This is a genomic window from Deltaproteobacteria bacterium GWC2_55_46 (assembly GCA_001595385.3).
Taxonomy (GTDB): Bacteria; Desulfobacterota; GWC2-55-46; order GWC2-55-46; family GWC2-55-46; genus UBA5799.
This window is the reverse complement of sequence record LVEI03000001.1, coordinates 1330149-1356481: the sequence shown is the minus strand read 5'-3', so window position 1 is coordinate 1356481 and position 26333 is coordinate 1330149. Positions and strand designations below refer to the sequence as shown.

Annotated in this window: 24 protein-coding genes and 1 tRNA gene; 5 read left to right on the top strand and 20 right to left on the bottom strand. The window is 56.6% G+C overall.

The window, feature by feature from the left end:
* Positions 1-8 precede the first annotated feature (8 nt).
* From A2V21_306360 to A2V21_306280, 17 genes are all read right to left on the bottom strand, one after another.
* Positions 9-830 carry a hypothetical protein gene (locus A2V21_306360; GenBank protein OIJ75080.1) on the bottom strand — a complete coding sequence of 274 codons (822 nt, stop codon included), beginning with the start codon at positions 828-830 and terminating at the stop codon, positions 9-11.
* A 16-nt stretch (positions 831-846) separates the two neighbouring features.
* Positions 847-2592, bottom strand: a complete 1746-nt coding sequence (locus tag A2V21_306355) for a hypothetical protein (protein OIJ73920.1) — start codon at positions 2590-2592, stop codon at positions 847-849.
* 54 nt (positions 2593-2646) lie between these two features.
* Positions 2647-3306 (bottom strand): endonuclease, encoded by a 660-nt coding sequence (locus A2V21_306350; GenBank protein OIJ73919.1) that lies wholly within the window; start codon positions 3304-3306, stop codon positions 2647-2649.
* Positions 3307-3384: 78 nt separating this feature from the next.
* Complete coding sequence (locus A2V21_306345) at positions 3385-4164, bottom strand: pseudouridine synthase (protein ID OIJ73918.1); 780 nt, start codon at positions 4162-4164, stop codon at positions 3385-3387.
* Between the two features lie 867 nt (positions 4165-5031).
* Complete coding sequence (locus A2V21_306340; GenBank protein ID OIJ73917.1) at positions 5032-5847, bottom strand: hypothetical protein; 816 nt, start codon at positions 5845-5847, stop codon at positions 5032-5034.
* An 8-nt stretch (positions 5848-5855) separates the two neighbouring features.
* Positions 5856-6845: a tryptophan--tRNA ligase gene (locus A2V21_306335; GenBank protein ID OIJ73916.1), complete on the bottom strand. Its 990-nt coding sequence runs from the start codon at positions 6843-6845 to the stop codon at positions 5856-5858.
* A gap of 2 nt (positions 6846-6847) precedes the next feature.
* Entirely contained in the window at positions 6848-7489 is a 642-nt protein-coding gene (locus A2V21_306330; GenBank protein OIJ73915.1) for a hypothetical protein, read from the bottom strand.
* Between the two features lie 267 nt (positions 7490-7756).
* Complete coding sequence (locus tag A2V21_306325; protein OIJ73914.1) at positions 7757-10384, bottom strand: hypothetical protein; 2628 nt, start codon at positions 10382-10384, stop codon at positions 7757-7759.
* 103 nt (positions 10385-10487) lie between these two features.
* Positions 10488-11300 carry a hypothetical protein gene (locus A2V21_306320; protein OIJ73913.1) on the bottom strand — a complete coding sequence of 271 codons (813 nt, stop codon included), beginning with the start codon at positions 11298-11300 and terminating at the stop codon, positions 10488-10490.
* Between the two features lie 56 nt (positions 11301-11356).
* Positions 11357-11776 (bottom strand): hypothetical protein, encoded by a 420-nt coding sequence (locus tag A2V21_306315; protein OIJ73912.1) that lies wholly within the window; start codon positions 11774-11776, stop codon positions 11357-11359.
* A gap of 26 nt (positions 11777-11802) precedes the next feature.
* Positions 11803-13989: a hypothetical protein gene (locus A2V21_306310; protein OIJ73911.1), complete on the bottom strand. Its 2187-nt coding sequence runs from the start codon at positions 13987-13989 to the stop codon at positions 11803-11805.
* A gap of 43 nt (positions 13990-14032) precedes the next feature.
* Entirely contained in the window at positions 14033-15067 is a 1035-nt protein-coding gene (locus A2V21_306305) for a hypothetical protein (protein ID OIJ75079.1), read from the bottom strand.
* 54 nt (positions 15068-15121) lie between these two features.
* On the bottom strand, positions 15122-15712 hold the full coding sequence (locus A2V21_306300; GenBank protein OIJ73910.1) for a hypothetical protein: 591 nt from the start codon (positions 15710-15712) through the stop codon (positions 15122-15124).
* Positions 15713-15771: 59 nt separating this feature from the next.
* Positions 15772-16911, bottom strand: a complete 1140-nt coding sequence (locus A2V21_306295) for a hypothetical protein (GenBank protein OIJ73909.1) — start codon at positions 16909-16911, stop codon at positions 15772-15774.
* 10 nt (positions 16912-16921) lie between these two features.
* A complete protein-coding gene (locus A2V21_306290) occupies positions 16922-17491 on the bottom strand; it encodes a hypothetical protein (protein ID OIJ73908.1) in 570 nt (189 codons plus the stop codon).
* 101 nt (positions 17492-17592) lie between these two features.
* Positions 17593-18396 (bottom strand): hypothetical protein, encoded by an 804-nt coding sequence (locus A2V21_306285; protein ID OIJ73907.1) that lies wholly within the window; start codon positions 18394-18396, stop codon positions 17593-17595.
* The gene (locus A2V21_306280) at positions 18389-18997 is read right to left on the bottom strand and encodes a hypothetical protein (GenBank protein ID OIJ73906.1); all 609 of its coding nucleotides are present in this window, start codon (positions 18995-18997) and stop codon (positions 18389-18391) included. Before A2V21_306280 ends, A2V21_306285 begins: the two co-directional genes overlap by 8 nt.
* Positions 18998-19073: 76 nt before the next feature.
* Here A2V21_306280 and A2V21_306275 point away from each other — a divergent pair, with 76 nt between their 5' ends.
* The 5 genes from A2V21_306275 (at position 19074) to A2V21_306255 (ending at position 25364) form a co-directional block, all read left to right on the top strand.
* Positions 19074-19265, top strand: a complete 192-nt coding sequence (locus A2V21_306275; protein OIJ73905.1) for a hypothetical protein — start codon at positions 19074-19076, stop codon at positions 19263-19265.
* A 59-nt stretch (positions 19266-19324) separates the two neighbouring features.
* On the top strand, positions 19325-20356 hold the full coding sequence (locus A2V21_306270; protein OIJ73904.1) for a uroporphyrinogen decarboxylase: 1032 nt from the start codon (positions 19325-19327) through the stop codon (positions 20354-20356).
* 32 nt (positions 20357-20388) lie between these two features.
* On the top strand, positions 20389-21321 hold the full coding sequence (locus A2V21_306265) for a ferrochelatase (GenBank protein ID OIJ73903.1): 933 nt from the start codon (positions 20389-20391) through the stop codon (positions 21319-21321).
* Positions 21318-22769, top strand: a complete 1452-nt coding sequence (locus tag A2V21_306260; protein ID OIJ73902.1) for a protoporphyrinogen oxidase — start codon at positions 21318-21320, stop codon at positions 22767-22769. Before A2V21_306265 ends, A2V21_306260 begins: the two co-directional genes overlap by 4 nt.
* 417 nt (positions 22770-23186) lie before the next feature.
* Complete coding sequence (locus A2V21_306255) at positions 23187-25364, top strand: hypothetical protein (GenBank protein ID OIJ73901.1); 2178 nt, start codon at positions 23187-23189, stop codon at positions 25362-25364.
* 48 nt (positions 25365-25412) lie between these two features.
* Here A2V21_306255 and A2V21_306250 read toward each other — a convergent pair whose 3' ends face one another.
* From A2V21_306250 to A2V21_306240, 3 genes are all read right to left on the bottom strand, one after another.
* Positions 25413-25661, bottom strand: a complete 249-nt coding sequence (locus tag A2V21_306250) for a hypothetical protein (protein OIJ73900.1) — start codon at positions 25659-25661, stop codon at positions 25413-25415.
* Between the two features lie 70 nt (positions 25662-25731).
* Positions 25732-25914 carry a hypothetical protein gene (locus tag A2V21_306245; GenBank protein OIJ73899.1) on the bottom strand — a complete coding sequence of 61 codons (183 nt, stop codon included), beginning with the start codon at positions 25912-25914 and terminating at the stop codon, positions 25732-25734.
* A gap of 270 nt (positions 25915-26184) precedes the next feature.
* A tRNA-Leu gene (locus A2V21_306240) sits at positions 26185-26269 on the bottom strand.
* Between the last annotated feature and the right edge of the window lie 64 nt (positions 26270-26333).

Sequence of the window (26333 nt, the reverse complement as noted above, 5' to 3'; positions counted from 1 at the left end):
AAGGGGCGTTATGCTACGAGGCGGATGAGAGTTATCTCCGGCGGGCAGTTGAACCTTACGGGTATAAGGACCACGCCTACCCCCCTTGAGACGTAGACCTGGGTATCGCCGTTACGGACCAGGCCGCCGGAGTACTTTTGCCCGAAATCCGACGGGACTATAGGGGCGAAGGAGAAGGGGAGGCGGACCTGCCCGCCGTGGGTATGCCCGGAAAGGACCAGGTCTACCCGAACATCCTGAGGCAAAAACTCCGCATAGTCCGGGTGATGGGAAAGGAGTATCCGCGGCACCGAGGGCGCAACGCCGTTTAGGGCCCTGGCGGCCTCAGGCCTGTCCTCGAGATAGTCCCTGACCCCGGCTATACAGAGGGAGTCTCCGCCTGATTCTATCATCACGTGGCTGTTCTGGAGGAGTTGGATAGAGTGGGACGAGATGACGCGTGCGCTAAAGTCCCGGCCTATGAAGTTGTCATGGTTGCCCAGCGCCGCAAGCGTGCCGAGGCGCGCTTTGAGCCTGGAGAGAGCCTCCATGGCCGGGCGCATATAGCTTTTTTCGCGGTCTATAAAGTCGCCGGTTAAGACCGCGAGGTCCGCTTTAAGGCTATTCGCCTTTGCCACGACCCTTTCCAGGAAGTCGAGCCCTACCAGGGGGCCGTGGTGTATGTCTGTGAGCTGGCAGATGGTGAAGCCGCGGAAGGCAGGGGGGAGGTCTTTTATCTTTACGAGGACCTCCTGTACCTCGATATCCTTGGGTTCGAGGACAAAGCCTTCGAGCGCGAAAGCGCCGCTCAAGATGAGCCCGCCCCCTAGGAAGCTCCGGCGGGAGATCATGGCGTCACCCTCCACGTTACCTTCCGAATATCGCCTCTATCTCGCCCCTCGGTATCCTTTTTACTACGGGCCTGCCGTGAGGGCAATGGCCGGAGAAGTCTATCCTCGCCATATCTGTTAAAAGGGCTGCCGCCTCTTCTTTCGCGAGAGGCCTCGGCCCCCTTATAACGCTGTGGCATGCTATCCTCATGAGCGCCCCGTCGATCCTCTCTTCCACCCGTGAGCTTCCTCCGAAGCTTGAGAGCTCCTGCGCAAGGTCTTTAATAAGCCCGGCGGAAGCCCTTCCGGAAAGGAGGCAGGGCGCTGTTCTTATAAGAAAGGTTTCGCCCCCTGAGCCTGTCGAATGGCCGAAGGGCATTATCTCAAAGCCAAAAGCCGAGAGGTATTGGGAGGCCCCAAGCACCGCTTCCTTCTCCTCAGGCGTCGTCTCGAATCGCTCCGGCAGAAGAAGCGCCTGGCTCGGGACCGTTCCTGAGGCGTACATCTTTTTCAACTTCTCGAAGGCGCATCTTTCTGCCGCGCCGTGCTGGTCTATCAGATATGCCTCGCCCCCGCCTCCGGGGGTATGCGCCACTATGAATTCGCCCCAGAGCTGGCCTACTATCACAAGGCCGAGGAACTCCGGGTTCTTAACGTCTATTATATCCTCTTCCTTGAAAAGAAGCCCTGCCTTCTCCTCCTGCCGCCCGCAGACCCCGTAGGCGCTGGCCGGCTCATTGAGGGCCATGTAAGGCTGCAGATGATTTGGACCTGCCGGCGCTTTGGGGTAGGCCGCCTGTGGGGGGGCGGTCGTCCTTGAAAGCGCGCCCCGGACGGCGTACCTGACCAGGTCGAAGATGTAATTTGGGTTTCTGAACCGGACTTCGCTTTTGGCGGGATGGATATTGACATCCACATCATCCGGCGCGACCCTCAAGTCGATAACCGCGAAGGGGTATCTGCCTCCAGCGAGCAGCTGCCCATATCCTTCAAGTATAGCACGGTTTATCGCCCTATCACGGACCCACCGGCCGTTGACGTATGTATTGAGATATTTGGCTGTAGGGTAGCTTAGCTCATGCGTGCCTGTAAGACCTTTAAGGTCAGGGGTCTCGATCTCTATAAGTTTTTTACCGATGTCAGAGCCGAAGAGGTCCGCTATCCTCTGCCTTGATGTGCCGGGGGCCGCGTCAAGGGCCTTGCCGGAGCCGTGGACTATCCTGAAGCGCTTATCCGGGTTTACAAGGGCTATTTTTTTGAAGGTCTCGAGGATCCTTCCGTACTCGGTCTCGGCCCCGCGCAGGAACTTGAGCCTCGCGGGAGTATTGTAGAAAAGGTCTTTTACTTCAACTGACGTGCCTTCCGGGCAGCCGTCGCCGGTTGTTGCCGGCTCTCCTCCCCCCTCGACGATGACGCTGGTCCCTTCGACCTCGCCAGGGCGCCTTGTCCTTATGGTCACGCGCGATACGGCGGAGATGCTCGCCAGCGCCTCCCCGCGAAAGCCCATGGTCATGATCTTTTCAAGGTCTTCTTCGGTAGATATCTTCGATGTGGCGTGGCGGAAGAAGGCAAGCCCGGCATCTTCCCTTGCGATGCCCGAGCCGTTATCGACAACGCGTATAAGGCGCTTTCCCCCTTCTGCCACAGTGACGGATATGCTCGTCGCGCCGGCATCGATGGAGTTTTCGAGAAGCTCTTTAAGGACTGATTCCGGTCGTTCGACTACCTCTCCGGCGGCTATCTTCGAGGCAAGGGATTTGTCTAATATCTTTATCCTGGACATGGGAGGGATTTTACTACTTGCGGGCTTAAAAGCCAAGAGGAGGGTGAGGGGGCGTCATGGCAGGTGCATGCCAAGCGGGCATTCCTTGCACCTCGGCTCCTTCGGCCTGCAAAAATCCTTACCGGTCTTTACGATTAGCGCGTGGTACTCATTAAAAAGCCTTATGTCCCTGGGCAGGCTTTCCATAAAGAGGGCCTTTACCTCATCGTATCCGGCGTCGCTCTTGATAAGCCCGTGCCTTGAGAGCATCCTTTTGGTGTAGGCGTCTACAACGAACTCCGGGTGGCCTCCGGCGTAAAGGAGGATCGAATCGGCGGTCTCAGGCCCGATGCCGTTTATTGAAAGAAGCTCTGAACGAAGCTTTTGAGTCTCCTGCTTAAGGAGCCTGTCGAGACTTCCCTTGTGTCGGGTGAAGAGGTGGTCGAGAAAGCTCCTTAACCTTTTTGCCTTGATGTTAAAGTACCCCGCGGGCCTTATGAGGCTGGCAAGCTCGTCGTGCTTCATGCCCATCAGCTTTTCAGGCGTAAGACATTTTTTGTCGCGGAGGTTCCTTATGGCCTTCTCTACGTTTGTCCAGTTGGTGTTCTGAGTGAGTATGGCCCCGATTATGACCTCGAAGCGGGTCTGCCCCGGCCACCAGCCCTGAGGGCCGAAGGCGGTGAAGAGAGAGTCATAATATCTGGTGAGGATCGTGGGTAGGTCTTTGCGGCGCATATAAGCACATCATCGTGGTTAAAACCCCCTCTCCCCGATGGTGAGAGGGGGTGAAGCACGGGGTGAGGGGGAAAGTAATTATTCCCCTTTCATCCCCTTAAGCTCAGCCACTTCATCTTCGGTGAGCAATCGGAACTCGCCCGGCTTGAGCGTGCCGAGTCTTAAGCCTGCGAACTCGACCCTCTTGAGCTTCTGCACCGGATGGCCTATGGCCATGCACATCCTTTTCACCAGGTGGTTCCTGCCCTCGAAGACCGTAAGCTCGATCCACGAGTTCTCCTGAGTCGCCCTTACGAACTTGGCCTTTGCCGGAAGGGTCTTGCCGTCCTCGAGGCGTATCCCCTTTTCGAGCTTGTCGAGCTTCTCCCTTGCCGGGGCGTCCTTTACCTTGACGAGGTATTTCTTGGGGACCTGGAATGTGGGGTGTATGAGCCTGTTCGAGAGGTCGCCGTCGTTGGTCAGCAGAAGCACACCCTCGGCGTCATAGTCGAGCCTGCCCACCGGATAGACCCTTAAGCGCAACCTTGAGACGAGGTTGGTGACCACAGGCCTGCCATGCTCGTCGGAGACCGAGCTTATGTAGCCCTTGGGCTTGTAAAGGAGTATATATACCTTCGGCCCCTTGACCGATATCCTCTTGCCGTCTACCTCTATCCTGTCCTGAAGCGGGTCTGCCTTGGCGCCGAGCTCAGTTATTTCCTTCCCGTTTACCGTCACCCGGCCCTGGGTTATGAGCTCCTCCGCCTTCCTCCGGGAGGTTATCCCCGCCGTCGCTATTATCTTCTGAAGCCTCTCCAGGCGGGACTCTGCCGGTGCCTGAGTCTTCTTCGGCCTCGTCCTCGTCCCAGCCGCTCTCATGGCAGTCTTCGGCCGAGGCCTGGATGGCCTCTCCGTCTTCCCCGGTGTCTCCGTCCTGTATTGACTCCCGGATTTCGTCCTGCCCCTGGTCTCCGGCTTTCCCGGTGTCTCCGTCCTGTATTGACTCCCGGATTTCGTCTTGCCCCTGGTCTCCGGCTTCCCCGGTGTCTCCGTCCTGTATTGACTCCCGGATTTCGTCCTGCCCCTGGTCTCCGGCTTCGTCCTGGTTGACGTCGGCCTGTTCCTGGTCTCCGCGTTCGGCTTTCTCGGCCCCTTGAACTGCGTCTTCGACTGCGTCCTCGGCAGCTCCTTGCCCTTCTTCCTGGGCATATTCTTCCTCCATTTTCTTGAGGTCCTTGAGGCTCGGCAGGCAGGAGAGGTCCCTTAAGTCAAAGGTCTCAAGGAACTCCTTTGTGGTCCCATAGACCACGGGCCTTCCGGGCACCTCTTTGCGCCCGACTATCTTTATGAACCTCTTCTCCATGAGGGTGGCGAGCACCCCGCCTGAATCGACCCCACGTATGCCCTCTATCTCGCCCCTTGTAACGGGCTGCTTGTAGGCCACTACCGCGAGGGTTTCCATCGCGGCCTTGCTTATCTTCTGCATGCCTATCTTGAAAAACCGCCTCAGCCAGGGAGCGAACTCGGGGTTGGTCCTGAACTGGTAGCCGCTGGCGACCTCTTCTATGAGAAAGCCGCCCGCTTTTGCGCGATAGTCCTCCATGAGCTCGTTGAGGGCCTCCCGTACAGCGGCTTTTTCCTCGCCTTCGAGCACGCCCAGGATCTTCTCGAAGCTGATGGCGCTATCCGCAGCGAAGATGAGGGATTCGATTACAGGCTTAAGGCTCTCCTTGTCCAGCATGGTCTCTACTCTTCCTTTTGGTCTTCTGGCTGTTGCTCTGTTGTCTGCTGAGCGCTATCTTCCTGAGTATGGTCTTGAGGCCCTGCTGCTTCCTCTTTCTTCTCCTCAGGCATGTATACCCTTATGACGCCGTCCTCTGTCTGGTGGACCCTTATCATGAGGAGCTTCGCCAGCTCAAGTATCGCGAGGAATATAACGACCACCTCGCCCCTTGTAGCGCCGTCCGTGAAAAGCGAGGTGAAGGGGGCGCTTTTTTCCCTGCCCAGCAGCTCCATTATGTAGTTGATCTTGTCGGCGATCTTGAAGCGCTCAGAGGTGATCTCCAGCGTCCGTTCCTTGGGAGCGCGATCAAGTATGCCCCTTATCGCCTCCATGAGGTCGAAGACCGAGACGTTCACGAACGCGGCCCCTTCCTCAAGCTCATCGAGCGGTACTTCCGCGCCCCTCGCGAACACGTCCCTGCCGAGGAGGTCCCGTTCGCCAAGCTCTTTTGCCGCCTCTTTGTACTGCTGGTACTCGAGGAGCTTCCTTATGAGCTCTTCCCTCGGGTCTATCCCGTCCTCTTCCTCCGGCGTGGCCTCCTCGTCGACCGGCAGGAGCGTCTTGCTCTTGATATGGACGAGGGTAGCGGCCATGACGAGGAACTCGCCGGCGAAATCGAGGTTCATCTCCTTCATCATCTCGATGTATTCGAGATACTGCTCGGTAATGGAGGCGATGGGGATGTCGTAGATGTCCACCTCGTTCCTCTTTATGAGGTGCAAAAGGAGGTCGAGCGGCCCTTCGAATATGTCGAGCTTTATATTATATAAAGACTTCATCCGTTCTTTTATCCAAGCCCCATCTTTGCCCTGACATCCCGCATGGTATCGGCGGCCACGGGCGCGGCCTTTTTGGCGCCTTCGCTTATGATCTCTTCGACCCTGTCCGGGGCGGCTTCCAGTTCTTTGCGCCTTTTCTGTATCGGCTCAAGGGTGGCGAGCACCTTGGGTATCACCGACTTTTTGCACTCTATGCAGCCTATGAGGGCCTTTGTGCAGCCTTCCCGTACCCAGCTGATGGTCAACTCATCAGAATAGAGGTTGTGGAAGGTCAGGAAAAAGGGGCAGAGGTCGGGCGAGCCAACGTCGGTGCGCTTCTTGCGGGCCGTGTCGGTCATCATGGTGAGTATCTTCTTTTCGACCTCTTCAGGCGGGTCAGAGAGGAATATGGCGTTGTTGTAGGACTTGCTCATCTTCCTGCCGTCTGTGCCGAGCACCTTCGGTATCGCCGTAAGGAGCGTTTCAGGCTCCGGGAAGACCTCGCCGTAGAAGAAGTTGAAGCGCCTGGTTATCTCCCTTGAGAGCTCTACGTGCGGGGCCTGGTCTATGCCGACGGGCACCTTGTTCGCCTTGTATATGATTATATCGGAGGTCTGAAGGACCGGGTAGCCCAGAAAGCCGTATGTATGCAGGTCCTTGTCCTTTATCTCCTGTAGCTGCTCCTTGTAGGTCGGATTGCGCTCCAGCCAGGGCAGGGGGGTTATCATCGAAAGGAGCACGTGAAGCTCGGCGTGCTCCTTTACGGAAGACTGCCTGAAGATGGTCGCCTTTGCCGGGTCTATGCCGACAGAGAACCAGTCGAGGACCATCTCCCGTATGTTCTCCTTTATCCCGGCCGGGTTGGCGTAGTCGGTAGTGAGGGCGTGCCAGTCGGCGACGAAGAAGAAGCAATCGTACTCTTCCTGCAGGCGAAGCCAGTTGGCAAGCACCCCGTGATAGTGGCCGAAATGCAGCTTTCCGGTCGGCCTCATCCCGCTTAATACCCGAGCGCGCGCCATCTTCAGTATATACCTCCAGTGAGCAGACCTACCATCAGGAAGACTACGGGCGAGACGAACTTGTTGAGCATGCCCGTGGCAATAAGGACGAGAAGTATCAGGAAGCCGTACTGCTCGAACCTGGCCCACGCGAAGGCCTTTGCCGGGGGCAGGAGGTTCTCCAGCACCTTGCTGCCGTCGAGCGGCGGTATGGGCACCATGTTGAATACGGCAAGAGAGACGTTGATTATGACGCTCAGCTCCGTCATCGCGAAGACCGGCCTCAAGACATTAGGCATGGTGTCGAGGAACTCCGGCCCTGCCATCAGGAAAAGCTTGTAGACAAGGGCGGAGATGGCCGCGAGAAAAAGGTTCGAAAGCGGCCCAGCGATAGAGACGAGCGTTATCGAACGCGATATGTTCCTGAAGTTCCTCGGGTTTATAGGCACCGGCTTTGCCCAGCCGAAAAGCCCTGAAAAAAAGAGCATCATGGTGCCTATCGGGTCGAGGTGCCTTAAGGGGTTAAGGGTCACCCTGCCGAGCATCTTTGCCGTGGGGTCCCCCATGCGGTAGGCCACCCACGCGTGGGCGCACTCGTGTATAGTGAGCGCCATCAAGACAGGCGGCACCAGAAGAAGCGTCCTTTGGAGAAAATCCTGAACCATTTAAAAATCCTTTGCTTTTACCAGTAACCTAAAAGTTTATCAGATGAGCGCAAGGCGGGTCAATGCAAATATTGTGAGGAAAGGGGAGAGTCAACATCCAAAAGGAGGCGAAGATTTGTCTATTCGCTGCCGCGCTTTTTTTGGGCATAAGGCTACGCTCGCTCGCTGCCCCTACCTCCTCGCACGCCCCGCCTCCAGCTTTATGCCCGTTTATTTGGCAAAAATAAAAAAGCGGGGCTTGCGCCACTCTTTAGCAGGCTGTCGCATTTAATTCCCAGCCTTCCGGTGCCTGCTCTTCTTGGGAACCAGCCCCCTTACGGCCTCCTCTTCCTCCTCTTTTGTGGAAAGCTCGTTATCGAGACGCCTCCTCAATAGCACCCTCAAAATATCCCCCATAGCGGGCCCAGGCTCGATGCCAAGCCTTTTAAGGTCCGCCCCCCTGAGGGCCGGCGTGGTGTACCTGAGCTTCGTTATGTAATTGGAAAGGGTCTTTCTTACCCCTTCTTTCTCAGCCTTTGCCAGGAGGAAAAGGACGACCTCTATCGGGAGCGGGGCAAGCAGCTCGTATATAGAGCTGTTTTTCTTTATCATCCCGGTGTGTATCCTACCGAGGGCCTTTAGCCCCTCGCCCCGTTTTGCCAATACCTCAAGCCTTTTTTTGCCGTAGACGGCGAACCGCCTGACGAGTTTTTCAAGCTCTACTTCGCTCAATGGCGCAGTAAGGGCGAGGAATAACGCGAGCCAGCCCTCGGCCTTCTCTTTTGTATAGAGCAGCTCATACCACGCGAGAGCCTCTTTTGTCTTCTCGTAGAGGCGTTCGGCCCCCTTATCCCATTCGATCGAGGGGTGTATGAGCTTGAGGAGGCCCAGCTCAGAGAGCTTCTTCAAGGCCTTCCCGGAGGTCTCCTCCTCCAGGATGCTCTTGAGCTCCTCGAATATCCTTGCCCCTGAGATGGTCCTGAAGACGTCGAGCCTGACCGAGTTCTTAAGGAGGTTGAGGGTATGCTTGCCAATTCTAAAGTCGAACTTCTCGGAGAACCTCACGGCCCTTAGCATCCTCGTGGGGTCCTCGATAAAGCTCAGGTTGTGGAGCACCCTGATAGTTTTTTCCTTGAGGTCCTTTTGCGCCCCGAAAAAATCGATAAGCTCGCCGAAGTCCTCAGGGTTGAGGGCTATAGCGAGGGTGTTTATGATGAAGTCCCGCCTGTAGAGGTCGAGCTTAAGGGACGACTGCTCCACGGTGGGTAGCGCCCCGGGCTTTTCATAATACTCGAGCCGTGCGGTCGCTATGTCGAGCTTGAACCCGTCGGGGAATACGATTACGGCGGTCTTGAACCTGTGGTGAGACCGTACCTTGGCCCCGCGTCTTTTGGCGAAGTCCTCGGCAAAGACTATCCCGTTGCCGCCCTCTATGACTATGTCGATGTCGAGGTTCTCGCGCCTCATGAGGAGGTCTCTTACGAACCCGCCGACGGCATAGGCCTTGAAGCCGTGCGAGGCGGCCACCACGCCCGCGTCCTTCAGGATATCGGTCGCCCAGGCAGGGAGCCTCTCTTTCAGGAGGCCGGAGACGACCCGTATCTTTTTCGGCTCTTCCCGCGCACCGCGCAGCTCCTCCTGGAGTAGCTTTATGAGGTCTGTCCGGGTTATGACCCCGACGACCTTCTTTTCCTTCAGCACGGGCAGCAGGCGCTGCCCGTGGCCGACGACCTTCTCCCTGATCTTCTCGATAGAGGTGTCGTGCGTGACCCATTCGACCTCGGTGGTCATGTAGTCTTTTACCGGAGCCTCGCCAAGGCCGTGGTAGACGGCCTTGTCGACCACCTGCCTTGTTATCACCCCGTGGATGTCGCCGTTCTTGACGACAGGAGCCGCGTTGATGCCGTAGCGCCGCATTACCTCGATAGCCTCGTTAAGCTGCGTCCTTGGCGCGAGGGTAATGGGGGGAAAGGACATTATGTCCTCGGCCTTCCTGCCGGGAGGCATGTTCTCCCGTATGGCGGCAAGGAGCGTCTCCCTTGCCTGGACGAGGGTCGCTCCCTTGATCGTACCCGAGGCCGCGTTCGGGTGGCCGCCCCCTCCGATCGCCTTCAATATCCTGCCCACGTCGGCCTTGGGGCTCCTCGACCTGGCGATTATATGCACCCTGTCCTCTGAGTCTACAAGGAGGAAGAGGCATTCCATGCCCTCGATGTCGCGCATCTTATGGGCGAGTATCGCTATGTCCCCCTTGTACTTTTCAAGATAGGCCTCGGCTATGACTATCTCGACCCCGCCGACATCATAGCGCGTCTCGGACTGGAGGAACTCGTTTAAAAGGGATATCTCCTCAGGGGAGAGCTCCTTTCGCAAGAGGTCTGACACGGTACTGAGGTCCGCCCCGCACGAAAGCAGATATGAGGCGGCCTCGAAATCCTTCTGCGTGGTCGAAGGATAGCTCAAAAAACCGGTGTCCTCGTATATGCCGGTCATGAGGACGGTGGCCTCTTCCGGCGTGGGCCTTATGCCGCGCTCTCTCAGAAGGTGCGTTAGCACCGTGGTATTAGAGCCGTAAGGTTCCCTGACCTCAAAGCTGCCCAGGACGTCCTCTGGCGCGCGAGGGTGGTGGTCGTATATGTGCACTTCCACGCCTTTTCTGCAGACTACTTGAGCGAAGGGGCCGATCCTTGCGGGCGAGCTCACGTCTACCAATATAAGACGGGTTATCTTCGAGAGGTCGATGTCCTTTATGCGGCTTACAGGCGATGGAATGGGGAGGGTGGGAAGGGCGTCCCTGAGCGTTTTTTCCAGGGAGCCGGCGAAGACGAGCACCGCGTCAGGGTAGAGCCTTTTTGCCGCTACCATCGAGGCGAAGGTGTCGAAATCGGCGTTTATATGGGAGGTTATGACTTCCATAGGCCGATATTAGCATACTTGAGGGGAGGTGGAAAGGGGCAGTCAAAAACGAAAAGGGCAGGTAGCTGCCTGCCCTTTTCGTTCCGATCATTAATACCTAAAGCTACTTTTTGTCGGTAGCCTTGTCGTCTTTCTTCTCGTCGGGGTCCTTTGCCACAGGCGCCGGCTGAGAGTGGCACCTGAAGCAGTCGTCTATGGGGAAGGCGACCTTCAAATGGCATACGCCGCAGTACTGCCCCGAGATTATCTTCATCATGTTCATCTCCGGGTTGCCGCCCGCCTGCTGATTGAATATGGAATCATGGCATGAGCTGCAGTCAAGTAGCTCTGTATGCGCCTTGTGCGGGAACTTAACATCCGGCGGGCTCGGCTTGAACTTTGTCGTCGGGATTATTACGTCCATGTCGAACCCTGTCATCTCGTCTTTGCCGTCAGGGGAGGCGGCGGGCTTTATCGCGCCCTTTTCGATCGCCTTCACCCAGTCGACCTTGTTGCCGAAGAAGTCCGGCGGGAGGTCCTTTATCCTCTCGGAGATCTTCCTCTCCTGAGGCAGCCCATAGGAGTGGCACTTGTCGCAGTCGATCGGCTCGAAAGCTATCTGCCCGTTATGGCATGTTCCGCAGAGCTTGCCTTCCTGTATCTGAGCCATCGTTATGTCGGTGCCGCCGGATTTGAGCGCGAAGCCGATGTCCGTATGGCAGACCTTGCACGCGAACTTTGCCCTGTGCACCCAGTGCGGGAATACCACCGGCTTCATCACCCCTGATTCGCGCGTGTTCCTGGATATGACCACGTTCCCGTAGGTGTCCGGGTTCTTGGGTTTGCGCAGGTCCGTTTCCCAGGTCATGCCGGTGCCGGCCTGAGCCCATTGATAGAAGAAAAACCCGGTCCCGATGGACAGGGCCAGTATCGCCAATAATCCCATAAACCTGATGCTACGCACTTTCGACCTCCTTTGTATTGCCTGCATTCTCAATATCCTTTATGGCATGAGGCGCAGAGTTTCAAGTACTCGATCCTCAAAAGCCTCGGGTGTGGGGTCCTGCCGTGGGGCTCATGGCAGGTTGAGCATACCATCTCGCCCTCTTCGGTCAAAGGCAGGCTTGCCGGTATCTTCATCCTCGGCATAAGCCCCATGGGATGCCTGGTGACCGGGTGGTTGCCGATATTCCCGGGGTGGCATCTTACGCATGTGGTCACCTGGTCCTTGAGAAGGAGCGGCGGCTGCTCGCTATGGCACATGGAGCAGAGCTCGCCTCTGAAGCTGTGAGGGTTTACTCTGGCCTGCCACTCCTCTTCCTCCTCGGCAGAGCGGCATTCCCTTACCAGGAGGCCCGAAGTGACCGCGGTAAAGAGCGTCAAGACCGCTATGAATGTTAAAAGTTTCAGCATTTCAGGATCTTGGCGCGCGCTATTTTTCAGTTCGAGCAGTCGCCTATAGCGCTGCAGTTATAGTTGGCCCTGGCCGCTGGTATATTAAAGTTTGTAAAATTCTTATTGCAGACCTTGTCAGTCGCGGGGGTCACGCTCCTGAACTCGAGCCTTCCGTCCACCGTGGTAGAAGGCCTGGTATAGGATTCCACGCAGGCCCCGTTCATGAGCCTGTAGCCGAGCGGGTCCGAGCCGGAAAGAGGGCCGGCGGCCGCGTTCGAGCCGTGTATGCCCTTCATCTGATTCGTTGTGGAGTCATAGGCCCCGCCGTGGCAGGAGAGGCAGAGTATGCCGAACTTGTTCCCGGCGTTGCCGGTATCAGCGCCGTTCTGGTAAAACGGCGAGCTTGTGCCGAGGCCGTCCACCGGGTGTGTCACCCTTGAGAAGTTGGCCTCCGGGCCCTCATAGCCCTCGTCCCCGTAAACGTCGCGCCTGTGGCAGTTATAGCAGAAGTTCCTGATCGAGCCTACGCCGGTTATGTTCTGTTTGAGTATCCACTTCTCGTTCGACCCATGTACGCCAGAGGGGTCGGAGCTTACGCTGGAGCCATGGCAGTCCGAGCAGGCCGTCTTGCTGTCGTGCTTCATGTTGTAATAGCCTGTGCGTTCGCCGACATCGGGGAAGTCGACATACCTGAAGGTATTGGAGAGGCCAAGGCCGTTGGCGGGCCAGTTGGAGTTGGCGCTCGAAGATGGTCTGTTCTGCCCCTGCGCGAAGACCGGGTGATAGGCCATGTTGTTTACATTGAAGTCCGCGGTCGGGTCGGACTGCTCCACCTGCGAGTCGTCCGCGTTGCCGGAAGGCACGAACGGCTCTATGGCGCCGTAAGCGTAATAGGAATGGCATTTGATGCACAGATACCCTTCGAGGTTGTCGGACCCGGGCGTAAGCGATGTGAGATCGACGACCGTATATGATTGCGCCGGGTTGCCTGCCGAAGGCCAGAAAGACGGCTTGACCCCCCAGCTTCCGAGTATGTTCGCCCCGATTATATTCCCGTTCGTGCCGCCTATCGTGTGGCTGCCGGACTTGGCGCCGTGCCCGTTGTGGCAGTCGGCGCACTCGGCGTGCCTGTTGGTCCCGAGGTTCGAGGCCGACTCCCTCGCGGGGTCGCCTGCGAGGTCCCTCGAAGGCAGGTGGAGGCCGGAGTAGCCCTTGACGTCGTGCTTGTAGCTGTAGCTGAATTGCCCCTCAACGTCCTTGGAGGCCGCGTTCCCGTTATGGCAGTTGAGGCAGGTCCACTCTTCGCCCTCTATCTCGGATGTGCCCGGGTCGGTCCCCTTAAGGAGCCTTTGGCCTGACGCGCCGCCGTGGGAGCGATGGCAGGCCAGGCAGCTTTGCATCTCGGGTGTATCGTCGGTAAACCCTGGGTCCCCAAGGTCTTCGTTCCATGGGTTAATACCGTTGCCGTCCCATGTGGTGGTCGAAGTGCTGTGTATGGCGGGGTTCGTGCTCCAGTACCTTTTGTCATGGCATGTTTGGCAGAGCCCGCCGTTTGCGAGGCTCGCCACGAGGAACTTTGAGAATGCTGTGCCGTGCGGGTCGTGGCAGCTTGTGCACTGCATCATGCCGGAGCTGTCCAGGCGCACGGCCGGAGGGAACGAAAGGCTGTCGGTTATCTCGGTGTTCGAAGGATATGAGCGCGAATAATTGAAAGAGATGGGATGGTCGTCCCTCAAGTCCGTACCTATGTAAGAGGTCGAGGTGGAGCTTATCTTCCCGGCCGTGATGCCTGACCCGGTAACCGTAAGCTGCCCATCCCCGGCCGCCCCCGGCAGGTTGAGGAGCGATCCGATGGCTATCGTTCCGTCATGGCAGGAAAGGCAGAGCTTGGATGAGCCTGTAGGCTGTCCGAGCGTCGGAGAGTTCGGGCTGATAGTTGCCGCAAGGGTCTGGCTCTCGTAGACGTTGTAGGTAGACCCGGGGTCCTGCTGGTTCCATAAGGGGTTTGACGGCGAGGCGTTGTGCGGCGTGTGGCAGAAGACGCAGATCTCGGTCGTAGACCCGGATTTCACCTCAGCGGTGGAAAGAGAGCCGAAGTTGTGCTTGGTACCGGCTACCGTGGCGAGCGAGTATCCGGCCGCCACGAGCGAGCCCCCTATGACCAGCGCGCAGGCCTTGAGCAGGTGCGCGCCGCGCCTGCCGTTTCCCCTGTTCAGCTCTTTTTTAGCCATCACAACGTCCTCAGAACAATTATCGCCTGAAACCGGGCTGTCTTTAGTTTTGCCCCAGATACTCGAAGACCTGCACCCTGCTGTTGTAGGAGTCTGAAACGTATATCCTGTTGCCCTGGTCTATGAATATCCCGCTCGGGAGCCAGAACGTCCCCGCAGACCTCCCCAGAGAGCCGAAGTTCAGCAGGAACTTCCCGTCCCAGTCGAATATCTGTATGGTATCGAAGAGGGCGTCCGCTACGTATATATGCCCGTCCCTGTCCAGGGCTATGCCCTTCGGCCTGCCGAAATCCCCTGTGCCGTCGCCCTGCTGGCCGAACGAGCTCTGGAATACGCCTTTGCCGTCGAATATCTGTATCCTGAAGTTGAGAGAGTCTATAACGAAGACATTTCCGTCATGGTCGAGCGTCAGGTCGACCGGGTAGTTGAACTCGCCGTTTGCCCGTCCTCTTTTACCAAAGGAGCCGAGCTCCCTGCCCTCAAGGTCATAGATGCCTACGGTGTGGGAAGAGGTATCGGTCACATAGACCCGCCCTGCCTGCCTGTTTATGGCGATGCCGGTGGGCCGTTCCCCGGCGTTGAAGGAACGGAGGAGTTTCCCCCTGGGGCTTAACACAAAGACCTTACGGGCTACTGAGTCGGTAATATATATATTGTCCTGCGAGTCTGTGGCAGCTGCTATGGGGGATTCGAATACCTCGCTCCCCGGCTCATCGATAGATTCGTAGCCCTTTTCCGTCAAGTCGAATATATGGACCTTTTTAAACGCCGTATCCGCTATGATGAGCCTGCCCCTTGAGTCCATGGTCAAGCCGTAGGGCTTTATGAGCCTGTCGTTTTTAGACCCGAGCAGGAGATCGGCAACGCGCCGGAAAAAGCCCTTGCTCGCGCCTATGTCCTCAGGCCTGCTGATGGTCTTGATATACTGGACCCTTGCCGGCTCTGGCGGCGAAGGCCAGATAAGGGGTGTCTGAGGTACAAGCGCCTCTTGAACGGCAGGGCCGGAGGCGCAGCCAGCCGCTATGGAAAGCGCGGCAAGCGCGAACGCGGCCCCGAGACCTTTCAGTCCGGCGAGCAGGCCCCTTTTGGGCGTCTTTTTTTCATATGGGATTTCACGCATCAGGAAGTAGCCCTATTTCCTGTGGCAATACTGACAGACATCGAGGCCGGCCGATCTGAGCCTGCGGCTGTAATCGGCTCCCCAGTCGCCCCTGCCGGGCAGCAGCCCTCTTTCGTGCGGGTTATGACAGGTGGAACATATTATCTTTCCTGTCTTCGGGTCAAGCGGCATGATCAACGGTATTTCCTTCTTCATAAGCCTTATGTTGTCAACGACACGCTTCGGGGGCACCCTCAGGTGGTCAGGGGCCTTGAAACCAAGCGCGACGGTCACGCCCTCGCTGGCTGGATGCTTCGCGACGGTGTGGCAGCTCCTGCAGAGCTGGACCGGGTCTTCGAAATAGAGTTTTACGTCTTCTATCGATTTCGCCTTCTTTACGTCCGGCACTTCCTTGTGGCATATAAGGCAAGTGCCCCAGAGTACCTCTCCCGTCTCGCCTATCTGGTTATGAGGGTTGATGGCCGTCAGGAGCGCGTCGCTTCTTTCGTAGGGCGGCGGGGGAGCTTCCTTTTGCGGCTCTGCCGCCTTAAGCGCGGATGAGGCGCCAAAGGCCATGACAGCGGAGATGCATAATACCTTCAAAAACGCCGATTTCCTTGACATGGAAGATACCTTCTTTTTAGATGCCGGTCTGGGCTGTTTGTAAAAATGCGTGAAAATCGCTATTGGGCGCTGAAGGCGTAGATAGAGCCGTCTTCAGAGCCTATATATACCGCGTCATCGGTAACCGCGGGGGAGGACTGCACGCTGCCTTCGGTCATGTGCTTCCAGGCGATTGTCCCGGTCTTCAGGTCTACCCCGTAAACGCCGCCGTCGTCACAGCCGACGTAGAGAAACCCGTTGGCTGAGACAGCCGGTGTCGAGTTCACTTCGTCAGGGAACTTGTAGGCCGCCGTCTCGTTGCCGTCAGCCCTGTTGTAAGCCTTTATCTCCCCGTTTTTGAAGGCTATGTATATCTTGTCGTCCGTCACCACAGGGGAGGCGTAAACGAGGTTATTCCCCAGGTTTTTTCTCCATGCGAACGTACCGTCCTTCAACTTGAGGGCGTAAAGGGTCCTGTTGTATGCGGGAAAATATATGATGCCGTCTTTTATCGCCGGAGAAGAGTAGATGGCCGAATCGGTCCTGAACGACCAGTTCCTCCCGCCGCTTTTGGCTGACGCGGAATAGAGGATGCCGTTTTTCCCGGCGTAGTAGATGTTGCCGTCAGAGTAGGCTGGAGAGGAGTAGACCCCGCTGTACTTCGCGTAATCCTGCATCTGCATCCGCCACTGCCTCTTTCCGTCTTTCACGCTCAGGGCGTAAATGTAGAGGTCCTTGGAGCCTATGTAGACGTTGCCCTCCGCGACTACCGGAGATGTGAGCACCGGGCCTCCGGTCTCGTATTTCCATAAGAGCTTCCCGGTGTTGGCGTCAAGGGCGTATACGGAGCTGTCCACGGAGCCGAAAAAGACGATGTCCTGGTCGACCGCCGGTGTCGAGTATATCTCCCCCGATGTCTTGAACTTCCACTGGAGCTCGCCTGTGGTGGCGTCTATGGCGTAAAGGTGACCGTCATATGAGCCGGCGAAGACCTTGCCTTTGTAAACGACGGGAGAAGAATAGACGCGCCCTTCGGTCTTGAACTGCCACTTAAGCGACAGTGGCGGCTGGGGCGCCTTCTCGACATATGGCAGATGGGCCTGGTTTTTAAGGAACATCGGCCAGTCGGCCGAGGCTGCTGAAAATGAAAGGGGAAGGACGGCCAGTGAAAGGGCCAGCGCTGAAAACGTCTTTTTTAACGTGGAGATCGATTGCTGCATAAAACTCCTCTCAGACCTTTAGCTTTGAGATTTCGTGTGAGATCGTCCTGCGCGCCTCTGCCAGGGCGTCGAGCGCGCCAGAGAGCTCCATTGCGGAAAGGGCGCTGCCGCTTCCGAGCTTGTCGAACTCCTTCTCGAGCGCTTTACCTGATTTGATCATGGGACTGAAGGCAGCCTCAAGGGAGCGGGACATGGCATTGAAAACTGACGGAAGCTCGCCGGGTATCTTTAGTGAAATACTCTGGGTGAAGTCCCCTCTGGATATCCTCCTTACGGCCTCCCTGAGCTCAAGGAGCGGCAACTCGATCCGGCGCGTGAGAAAAAAGCCAATGACCGCCGAAAAGACAAGGATAGCGGATACGGTGATCGCGCTGAGCTTGATGAGGATAGGGACCGCGATCTCTGAGGTGGTCCTTATCTTTATGTGAATTTTATATAACTCTTGTGCAAGTTCCCTGTCAATTAAAAAATAGGCGATGAAGAGGTTCGCGAGCAACCCGGCGAGCACGGCTAAGGAAAAACCGGCCACAAACCTGGACTGCAGTCCCTTGTTTATGAAGTAGTTCCTCCTGGGCCTCATCCTTCGCACCTCTTTTCAGCGTCCATGGCTGACAAGTCCTTGTAGATAATAAGCTTTCTATGTTAAATCACGATTAAGCCCGAGTTAAATTCCTGTCTTTCCTATTTCACGTGGCAGGCCAGGCAAAGGGCGCTGCCCTCGTTGCTCATCACAAGCGAGAAATGGCGTTTCGAGTAAGGGTTATGGCAGCTCCCGCACCCGACATTGCCGCCAAAGAGCTTTATCTCGCGCGGCAGCTCGTTTACAGGTTTGTACGCGCCATGGTACTTGCGCCTTGCCTCGATATAGGAAACACCGATGGGATGGCTGAGGCCTATTACGCCGCGATTATGGAAAAACGCCCCGTCCGAAAACCTTCTTTCCACGAAGGCGTCCCTGCCTGTCAGGGCGTCATGGCAGGCCAGGCACTTCAGCGAAAGCTCGTCAAGCGTTCCGCCAAGCTCAAGCTCGACGTACTTCATCGAGCTTGAGCCTGCCGCGTGCGCTGCTCCGAGGGAGACCTTGTGCAGCTCGCTTTCGATGTCGCTATGGCAGAGCATGCAGAACCCCTGCCCGGAGAGCCTCGACCTCAGGCGGAAAGGCCCGTGCCCTTCGTTATGTACCGGGTGGCAGGTCACGCAGGTTACCGCGCCTTTCCAGTCGAGCGGCAGGTTTGCCGGGACCTGCATCGACGGGTTTAAGTCTACTGGATGGGAAAGTTCGAGTTCGGAGGCGTGGCAGCCGGTGCACATCTGTGTCAGGTCCTTGGAGAAGGCGCGAGGGGTCTCCCCAGGCTTGGGTTCCTTTATATGGCATTCAAGGCATCTGCCTGTAAAGTCGTGGTAGCTTGTCCACTGGGACGAGTACAGGGCCGCTGCCCCCGCCAATATGGCGATAAATATGACGATGAGACCGGGTTTAAGCACTTTCCTCTTTCATTTTAATGTGGGAAAGGGCCTTCTTAAGTTCGCTGATCCCCTCCCTGGCCCCCTCTATCGCGGCCCTCAGCTCTTTTTCGTCAGGCTCACCCTTGCCAAGCTCCCTCAAAGTGTCCTCGGCCGCTCCGAGGCGGTCAAGGGCATCCTTCACGCTCCTGGTGGTGTGGTTTATCGACCGCACCATCGAATTGAGGTCGTCTGCCAGCACCGAGAGCTGGTCGTTGCTTCTGAAGCGGGTTACTATCGCAAGGTCGCCTGAGGCTATGATCTCGATATTGCGCTCCAGCCTGAAGATCGGCCCCGCGATCCTGTGTGAATACAATACCGATATGACGGCCACGGCCGCTGTCACAAGGGCGAGTATGAGTATCGAGTAGGAAGAGGCGAAGATGAGGGGAAGGACCTTGAGCTTCAGATCATAGATGCTGTATATGGCCTCCCCGTAGGAATCGCCCACGCTCCTGGCAAGAGAAAGCCAAAGGAGCGTCACAAGAGCGCCACCGCCAAGGAGAGTAAAGAGGCAGAGCTTGAGCCCGAAACGGAGGTTGAAGGCCCTTTGAAGGAGTCTGGTGTCGGTAACGTTTTTCAAAGCGTTAGACCTGATAACCCTTCCGAGTTCTTGCCGTGAGCGTTCGTGGGGAGCAATAGATGCGGGGTCGCCTGAGATGCCAAAATCAAAAGCGGCAGAAATTATCGACATTATATCCCAAGCCGGAATTATTGTGAAGAGGAACTTGGTTTATTGGGCCCCTGTGAAAATTATTGAAAAAACCATCCGTTATAAATATAATGGAACGCTTGGTCCCGGTCTTGCCTTTAAGGCTATTGGAAAAGACGGTATGTACGCATCTATTTGACGCTCTACGGGCTTCACTTTTCAAGGCGACCGCCCGATTATGACGAGAAGGAGAATACTATGGCAAACGACGCGTTCTTAAAGGCATGCCGCAGGGAGAAGGCCGGCTTCACCCCGGTCTGGCTCATGCGCCAGGCAGGCCGCTACATGAAGGAATACATGGTTATACGGGAGAAGCACTCCTTTCTCGAGATGTGCAGGACCCCGGAGCTTGCCTGCGAGGTCACATTGCAGCCCATAAGGGCCTTTGACCTGGACGCCGCCATCATATTCGCCGACATACTTCTTCCGCTGGAGGGCATGGGCATAGGGCTCGAGTTCGCGAAGAACGAAGGGCCGGTCATATCGAACCCGGTGCGCACCAGGAAGGACATAGACGCCGTAAGGATAATAAACCCCGAAGAGCATGTGCCATATCTCCTGAAGGCCATCAAGATGGTCAGGGCCGAGCTTGCCGGCAAGGTCCCGCTCATAGGCTTTTCCGGCGCGCCCTTTACGCTGGCGAGCTATATAATAGAAGGCGAAGGCTCGAAGAACTACATAAACACCAAAAAGCTCATATACTCGGACCTGGAGGGCTGGAAGGTCCTCATGGACAAGATAACCGAGGTCATAATAGTCTACCTGGAGGCCCAGATAGACGCGGGCGCCCAGGTAGTGCAGCTCTTCGACAGCTGGGTCGGCTGCCTCGGTCCCGATGATTTCAAAAACTACGCCCTCCCGTATACAAAAAAGATAATCGACAGGGTCAGTAAAAAAGGGGTCCCTATAATAAACTTCGGGACCGGCACGGGCGCTTACCTCGACCTTGTAGCCCAGGGCGGCGGCGATGTCATAGGGGTCGACTGGAAGGTGAGGCTCGACGAGGCCTGGCAGACCATAGGCCATGACAAGGGCATACAGGGGAACCTCGACCCGGTCGTGCTCTTCGGCCCGGCAAGTGAGATAAGGAAGAGGGTGAAGGAGATAATCGACATGGCTGGCGGAAGGCCTGGCCATATCTTCAATCTCGGTCACGGCATAATCCTCGGCACCCCTGTCGATAACGTCAGGGCCGTAGTGGACAGCGTGCACGAATTCAGCGGCAAATAAAAGAGACAGCCGATAAAGACAGGGAATGACAGATGAGTGAAAAGCCTTTAAAAGGGATCCTGCTCCTCGCCTTCGGCGGGGCCGATTCTCTTGAGAGCGTCGAGCCTTTCGTTAAGAACGTGCTCAAGGGCAGGCCCGTTACGTCAGAGCTTGTCGCAAAGACCGTCGAAAAATACAAGCTCATGGGCGGGGAATCCCCTTTGCTGGAGATAACTCTCGCGCAGGCGAAGGCCATAGAGGATGAGCTCAACTCCGGGTCTACAGGCTTGAGGTACAGGGCCTATGTGGGCATGCGCTACTGGCACCCCTTTATAGCCGACACCCTCAAGAAGATGAAAGAGGACGGCATAGAGGAGGCGGTGGCGGCCATAATGTCCCCTTTCGTCTCCATGGTCGCCACAGGCGCCTATGAAACGGACGTCGAGAGCGCGGTAGCAACTCTTGGCGGCACGCCTGTCATAGAGTTTGTAAAGACATGGCACGTTGAGAAGGACTTCCTCGACCTCGTGGCAGGCAATATCCTTAAAGAGCTTTCAAGCCTGCCCGAGCCCAAAGACGCGCTCGTGATATTCAGCTCGCACAGCCTGCCGGTAGTGGCCCTCCAGGGGGACGCCTACGAGATGCAGGTCAACCAGGCGGCAGGTTTCATAATGGAGAGGGTCGGCAAGGCCGATTACAGGGTGGCCTACCAGAGCAAGGGCTCCGGGCCGAGGCAGTGGCTCGGGCCGCAGACCGATGAAGTGATAGCAGAGGCCGCAAAGGCCGGCAAGAAGGCCGTGATAGTCGTACCGCTCGGCTTCGCTGCCGACCATGTGGAAACGCTCTACGACATAGACGTCCTCTTCAAGGAGGCGGCCATGACGAACGGCGTGGAGTTCAGGCGCACCCCATCGCTTAATACGGCCCCCGCCTTCATACGCATGCTCGCGGCGAAGATCGGGATGGCGGCGGAAGAGAAGAGATGAAAAGGGTCGTAATAATAGGCGGCGGCATCGCGGGGCTCGCCACAGCGTGGAGCCTGCGAGAGCACCAGGGAGATTGCCCTCCTTTCGAGATAGTCCTCGTCGAGCGCAACCCCAGGTTCGGCGGGAATATCCAGACCGAACGCGTGGACGGCTTCCTCGTCGAGGGCGGGCCGGACTGCTTCCTTTCCGAGAAGCCCTGGGCCATGGAGCTCTGCAAGAGGGTCGGCCTGGAAGACAAGCTCCTCAACACCAACGACAAGAACAGGAAGACCTTCGTCCTCTCAGGCGGCAAGCTCCATGTGCTGCCCGAGGGCGTTATCCTCATGATACCCACCAAGATCCTCCCGCTTGCGACATCGAGCCTCATATCATGGCCCGGAAAGATAAGGATGGCTTTTGACCTCTTCGTCCCCAAAAGGAAGGAGAAGGGGGATGAGAGCCTCGGGGACTTCGTAAGGAGGAGGCTCGGCAAAGAGGCCCTTGACAAGATAGCAGAGCCTCTCGTGGCCGGGGTCCACGCCGGAGACCCGGAGACCATGTCCGTCCGGGCGTCCTTCCCGAAGTTCGTCCAGCTCGAGGAGGAAAGCGGCAGCCTCATACGCGGCATGGTCAGGAGGATGGCGAGCGCGGCCGCTCACAGGAAGCCAGCTCCGGCCGGTGGCGCCCCCAAAAGAAAAGTAACGATGTTCATGACCTTGAGGGACGGACTGACGGAGCTTATAGATACCCTCTCAACGCGTCTCAAGGGGATGAAGGATACGGTATTGAAGACAGGCACGGCGGCCTCGTCCGTTGAGAAGGCAGCCGGGGCAGGCTACAGGGTAAATCTCGTCGGGGGCGGCTCGATAGAGGCCGATGCCGTAGTCATAGCGGCCCCGGCGTGGGCAGCCTCTTCCATGATAAGCGCTGAAGACCCCGAGCTTGCCAAAAAGCTCCTCACCATACCATACGTATCGACCGCTACCGTCTCGATAGCCTTCAAGAGAAAGGACGTTTCGCACCCGCTTGACGGTTTCGGCTTTGTAGTGCCCAGGATAGAAAAAAGGCGGATCATGGCCGCGACCTGGACCTCGGTCAAGTTCGCTCAAAGGGCCCCTGAGGACTCGGTCCTTTTAAGGTGCTTTGTCGGCGGCTCAAAGAACGCGGAGCTCGTCTCTTTAAGCGACGGCGAGATCCTCAAGATGGTGAGGGAAGAGCTTCGCGATATAATGGGCATCGACGCGGAGCCGGTCCTCGCAAGGGTATTCAAGTGGAGGGAGTCAATGCCCCAGTACACCATCGGCCACGAGGAAAGGATAGCCTGGATAGACGAGCGGCTTCTTGGCCACCCGGGGCTCTATCTTGCCGGTAGCGCATATCACGGCATCGGCATAAGCGACAGCATACGCTACGGCGAGGTCGTGGCAAAGCGCGTCCTGCATCAGATAGCCGGGCACAAGGGCGCGTAAACGTCATTTAAAAATTGTTCTTTTTCCTGATCTCTGCGTCAGGTCGAAAACAAAAATGCTCACATATTCACATATATGCTGCGCTTTTTATTTCCGCCCTTCCTTGACCTTAGAAAAAATTCCTGATTTTTAATTGTTCTTTTTCCTGATCTCTGCGTCGGTCGAAAACAAAAATGCTCACATATTCACATATATGCTGCGCTTTTTATTTCCGCCCTTCCTTGACCTTAGAAAAAATTCCTGATTTTTAGAGGTAGCCCAGATTCAAAACCTAACCGCTTTTTCATCTCTCCTGAACCTCAAATCATAAAACAAAAAAATTTTAGTCCGGCAGCTTCTCCGCCGATAAGTGGATGAGTCCGGCAAGCGGCGTTTCTTTGCCGTTTTCCTGCTTATCCCCGGAAGTAGGAGTACAAGATGTCGAAAAAGCTCTTTAGGGTAGTATGGTCTGACTGGAGGCTGAACCTTTCCATCGGAGCAAAGACGCTCATAGCCTTTCTCCTCATAACCGCCGTGCTTACAGGCGGTTTCTATTATTTCGTCTCTGTAAAATTCTCAGCCCATGTCCATCGGGACGCCCTCAAGGAGCTTAAGTCAAACCTGCAGGGCGCGTGGAGCCTCTACCAGACCAGGGTAGAGCAGATGAAGTACGGCATGCTCCAGGCCGCGAGCGCCGATTCGATAAAGGCGGCTGTAAAAAGGGGTGACAGCGCGTACCTCAGGAGGATCTTGAATGACTTTTCAGGGGCGAGGTCTTACGTGGACCTATGGGCGGTCGTTGGCCCCGACAGGACCGTTATCGCGAGGAGGAATGGCAGCACGGGGGACTTCCTGGAGATAAACGGTATCGTAGGCAAGGCGCTCGCAAGCGGTCAGCCTGTCATGTCTACCGAGCTTGTGGCAAGGAACGTGCTCCTGGGAGAAGGAGGGCGGCTGGCCGCTGATATCGAGTCGTCCGGCCTTATGCAGCTCGTGGTCGTCCCGGTGGTCGACAAGGGCGCCACTACAGGGGCGTTTGTAACGGGCATACTCCTGAACGGACGGAACTGGCTTCCGGACACTATCTATAGATATTTCAGCGTAAATGCCGCGGTCTTGAGCATGCCTTCCAAAGATGGCTTGCGGGTCGTCAACTCGACTTCCATACCTGACGGCATCTTCAGCCCCCTGACCGAGCTTGACCAGGAGATCTCAAGCCTCCTCCCGAAAACGAGGGGGTTTTTCGGCACAACCGAGCTCGGCTCGAAGAGGGTTATCCTGGCGATAGAGCCCATAGTGGATTTTACGGGGACCCCCATAGGGGCTCTTGCGGTGGCGGACAGCCATGCAAACGTTGAAGAGCCCATTTTGGAGGTGAAATCCCAGGTCCTCACGGTCGCCGCCATTGGCCTCGTCTTCAGCATCTTCCTCGCCGCCCTCACATACAGGGACACCCATAAGCCCGTTCAGGCCATAAGGGGGGCGATGAAAGAGACAGCCTCGGGAAACCTCGATGTGGGTCTCGAGATAAGGACCAAGGACGAGTTTGAGACCATAGGGCAGGGCTTCAACAGCATGGTGAGGTCTATAAAGGTAAGGGAAGAGCGGCTGGCGGGCTTCAACCGGATATCAAAGGTCCTGCTTGAGTTCAGCGACCCGGACCTGCTTTTAAGCAACGCGCTTTCAAATATGGCCGAGCTTACCGGTTCGCAGATCGGGGCTATATACCTTTATGACGAGGATACAGGGGTCTTGAAGCCCGAGACCTGCTGCGGGATATCCGACGCGGCCCTTGGAAAGCTCAAGAAGGGCGAGGGGCTTGCCGGCAGATGCCTTGCCGAGCAGAAGACCATGACCATGGCAGGTGACGGAGGCGAGGGGCTGTTCATAGATACCGGGGTAGTGAAGGTAACGCCAGGCGGACTGGCCTGGTTCTGCCTGTCATTCAACGAAAAGCCAAGGGGCGTCCTCCTCATGGGCTCTGTGGGGCCCTATGCGGAAGAGAAGATCGAGCACATGGAGCAGCTTGTAAATCAGATAGCCATAGCCCTCGACAACGCCATAATACGCAAAGAGATAGAGAAGCTTTCCGTAACAGACCACCTTACGGGTGTCTTTAACAGGAGGCGCTTCTCAGAGGTCCTCTCCAATGAGTTCAAGGCCTCTTTCAGGTATAAGTACGATATAGGCGTCGTAATGATAGACGTTGACGACTTCAAGTCCATAAACGACACCTACGGCCATAAGCAGGGCGACATAGTGCTCTCGGAGATCAGCAAGGTACTCAAGGACCATACCAGGACTACGGATGTGTGGGCCAGGTATGGCGGCGAGGAGTTCGTCGGGCTTGTCACTCACTCAAACATGGAAGGGGTCTCCATCCTCGCCGAGAAGCTCAGAAAGGCTGTCGAGGCCCACCAGTTCACCGGGCTTACAGGCAGGCAGGTAACGATAAGCCTGGGGGTCGGCTTCTTCCCCTTTGACAATGTCAGGGACGTTGACGACATCATGAGGATAGCAGATGAGAACCTCTATAAGGCAAAGAGGAACGGGAAGAACCAGGTAGTCATGCCAAAGGCAGAAGAGCAGGAAAAGGTAAAGCTCGTGAGGTCTTAGCGGCAGCCTGGATCTGATCCTGAGTTTTTCGGCAACAAGTTAGAAGGTTCAGGCGGCCTTCTCCTCAAAATCGCGTATGGCGTCCAATATAAGGATGTAGTCGGGCGTAAGGTAATCCTCTTTTTCAATGAACCGCGCTATAGTGTCAAGGTCTTCGGGCCATGCGCCCATGCCGTTTGACAGGGCGTAAAGCGTCTCATCGAGCGCGATCTCGACCTCCGCAGGCGTTTCTACAAACCCCCTTCTGTCCCTGTAATCGACCAGCAGTTCATATAATTCACGCGTTCTTCTGTCCATGATCTAATCTTAGCCCATCTGGCGGAGGTGTCAAAAAGAGGGGTTGTTGATGGTCTTTTGGCGGGGAGGGTCAGGCTTTGCCGGTATCTTCGCGCATCTGTGCGCGCCCCTTTTCAGGCTCCGGAGGGAACGGGCCGTTGGAGTAGCGGCATGGGCCGGTCTTAAGAAAGCAGGCCTGTATGAGCCCCCGCTTCGCGTACTGGTGGTGGCAGAGCCATGTCTCCGTGCCGTTGGCGTTCTTTATTATCTTCATGAATCTGCAGCGATCATGCATGGAAAAGTCCTTTGAATAATGGTAACATTTAAAGACCGCATGGTCAATCGAACCCTACGAACCCTAGCCTTCTTTTGAATAAGAGCGTAGTACTTCTGAGCCCCTCCGAAGGTGCCGAGTGGCTGAGGCCTGTCTGAAGGAAGGTGACTCGAAGATCTCTGCTCGTCGCTCGGAGCAAAATCGTGTTCGAGTCCAGTCAACACAGAAAAATAAAAGGGGCCTGGTTTTCACCAGACCCCTTTATATTTTTGGTGCCGAAGGGGGGACTCGAACCCCCACGGGTTTCCCCACTACCCCCTCAAGATAGCGTGTCTGCCAATTCCACCACTTCGGCGTGAGGGCGATTACATAAAGAAAACAGGCCGGTTGATCTACAGGCCTGTCTGATAAAAACTAAC

Coding starts and splice junctions, on each gene's coding strand:
- A2V21_306360 (OIJ75080.1), bottom strand. CDS start 830: ATGATCTCCCGCCGGAGCTTCCTAGGGGGCGGGCTCATCTTGAGCGGC.
- A2V21_306355 (OIJ73920.1), bottom strand. CDS start 2,592: ATGTCCAGGATAAAGATATTAGACAAATCCCTTGCCTCGAAGATAGCC.
- A2V21_306350 (OIJ73919.1), bottom strand. CDS start 3,306: ATGCGCCGCAAAGACCTACCCACGATCCTCACCAGATATTATGACTCT.
- A2V21_306345 (OIJ73918.1), bottom strand. CDS start 4,164: ATGAGAGCGGCTGGGACGAGGACGAGGCCGAAGAAGACTCAGGCACCG.
- A2V21_306340 (OIJ73917.1), bottom strand. CDS start 5,847: ATGAAGTCTTTATATAATATAAAGCTCGACATATTCGAAGGGCCGCTC.
- A2V21_306335 (OIJ73916.1), bottom strand. CDS start 6,845: ATGGCGCGCGCTCGGGTATTAAGCGGGATGAGGCCGACCGGAAAGCTG.
- A2V21_306330 (OIJ73915.1), bottom strand. CDS start 7,489: ATGGTTCAGGATTTTCTCCAAAGGACGCTTCTTCTGGTGCCGCCTGTC.
- A2V21_306325 (OIJ73914.1), bottom strand. CDS start 10,384: ATGGAAGTCATAACCTCCCATATAAACGCCGATTTCGACACCTTCGCC.
- A2V21_306315 (OIJ73912.1), bottom strand. CDS start 11,776: ATGCTGAAACTTTTAACATTCATAGCGGTCTTGACGCTCTTTACCGCG.
- A2V21_306310 (OIJ73911.1), bottom strand. CDS start 13,989: ATGGCTAAAAAAGAGCTGAACAGGGGAAACGGCAGGCGCGGCGCGCAC.
- A2V21_306300 (OIJ73910.1), bottom strand. CDS start 15,712: ATGTCAAGGAAATCGGCGTTTTTGAAGGTATTATGCATCTCCGCTGTC.
- A2V21_306295 (OIJ73909.1), bottom strand. CDS start 16,911: ATGCAGCAATCGATCTCCACGTTAAAAAAGACGTTTTCAGCGCTGGCC.
- A2V21_306290 (OIJ73908.1), bottom strand. CDS start 17,491: ATGAGGCCCAGGAGGAACTACTTCATAAACAAGGGACTGCAGTCCAGG.
- A2V21_306275 (OIJ73905.1), top strand. CDS start 19,074: ATGCCAAAATCAAAAGCGGCAGAAATTATCGACATTATATCCCAAGCC.
- A2V21_306270 (OIJ73904.1), top strand. CDS start 19,325: ATGGCAAACGACGCGTTCTTAAAGGCATGCCGCAGGGAGAAGGCCGGC.
- A2V21_306265 (OIJ73903.1), top strand. CDS start 20,389: ATGAGTGAAAAGCCTTTAAAAGGGATCCTGCTCCTCGCCTTCGGCGGG.
- A2V21_306260 (OIJ73902.1), top strand. CDS start 21,318: ATGAAAAGGGTCGTAATAATAGGCGGCGGCATCGCGGGGCTCGCCACA.
- A2V21_306255 (OIJ73901.1), top strand. CDS start 23,187: ATGTCGAAAAAGCTCTTTAGGGTAGTATGGTCTGACTGGAGGCTGAAC.
- A2V21_306250 (OIJ73900.1), bottom strand. CDS start 25,661: ATGGACAGAAGAACGCGTGAATTATATGAACTGCTGGTCGATTACAGG.
- A2V21_306245 (OIJ73899.1), bottom strand. CDS start 25,914: ATGAAGATAATAAAGAACGCCAACGGCACGGAGACATGGCTCTGCCAC.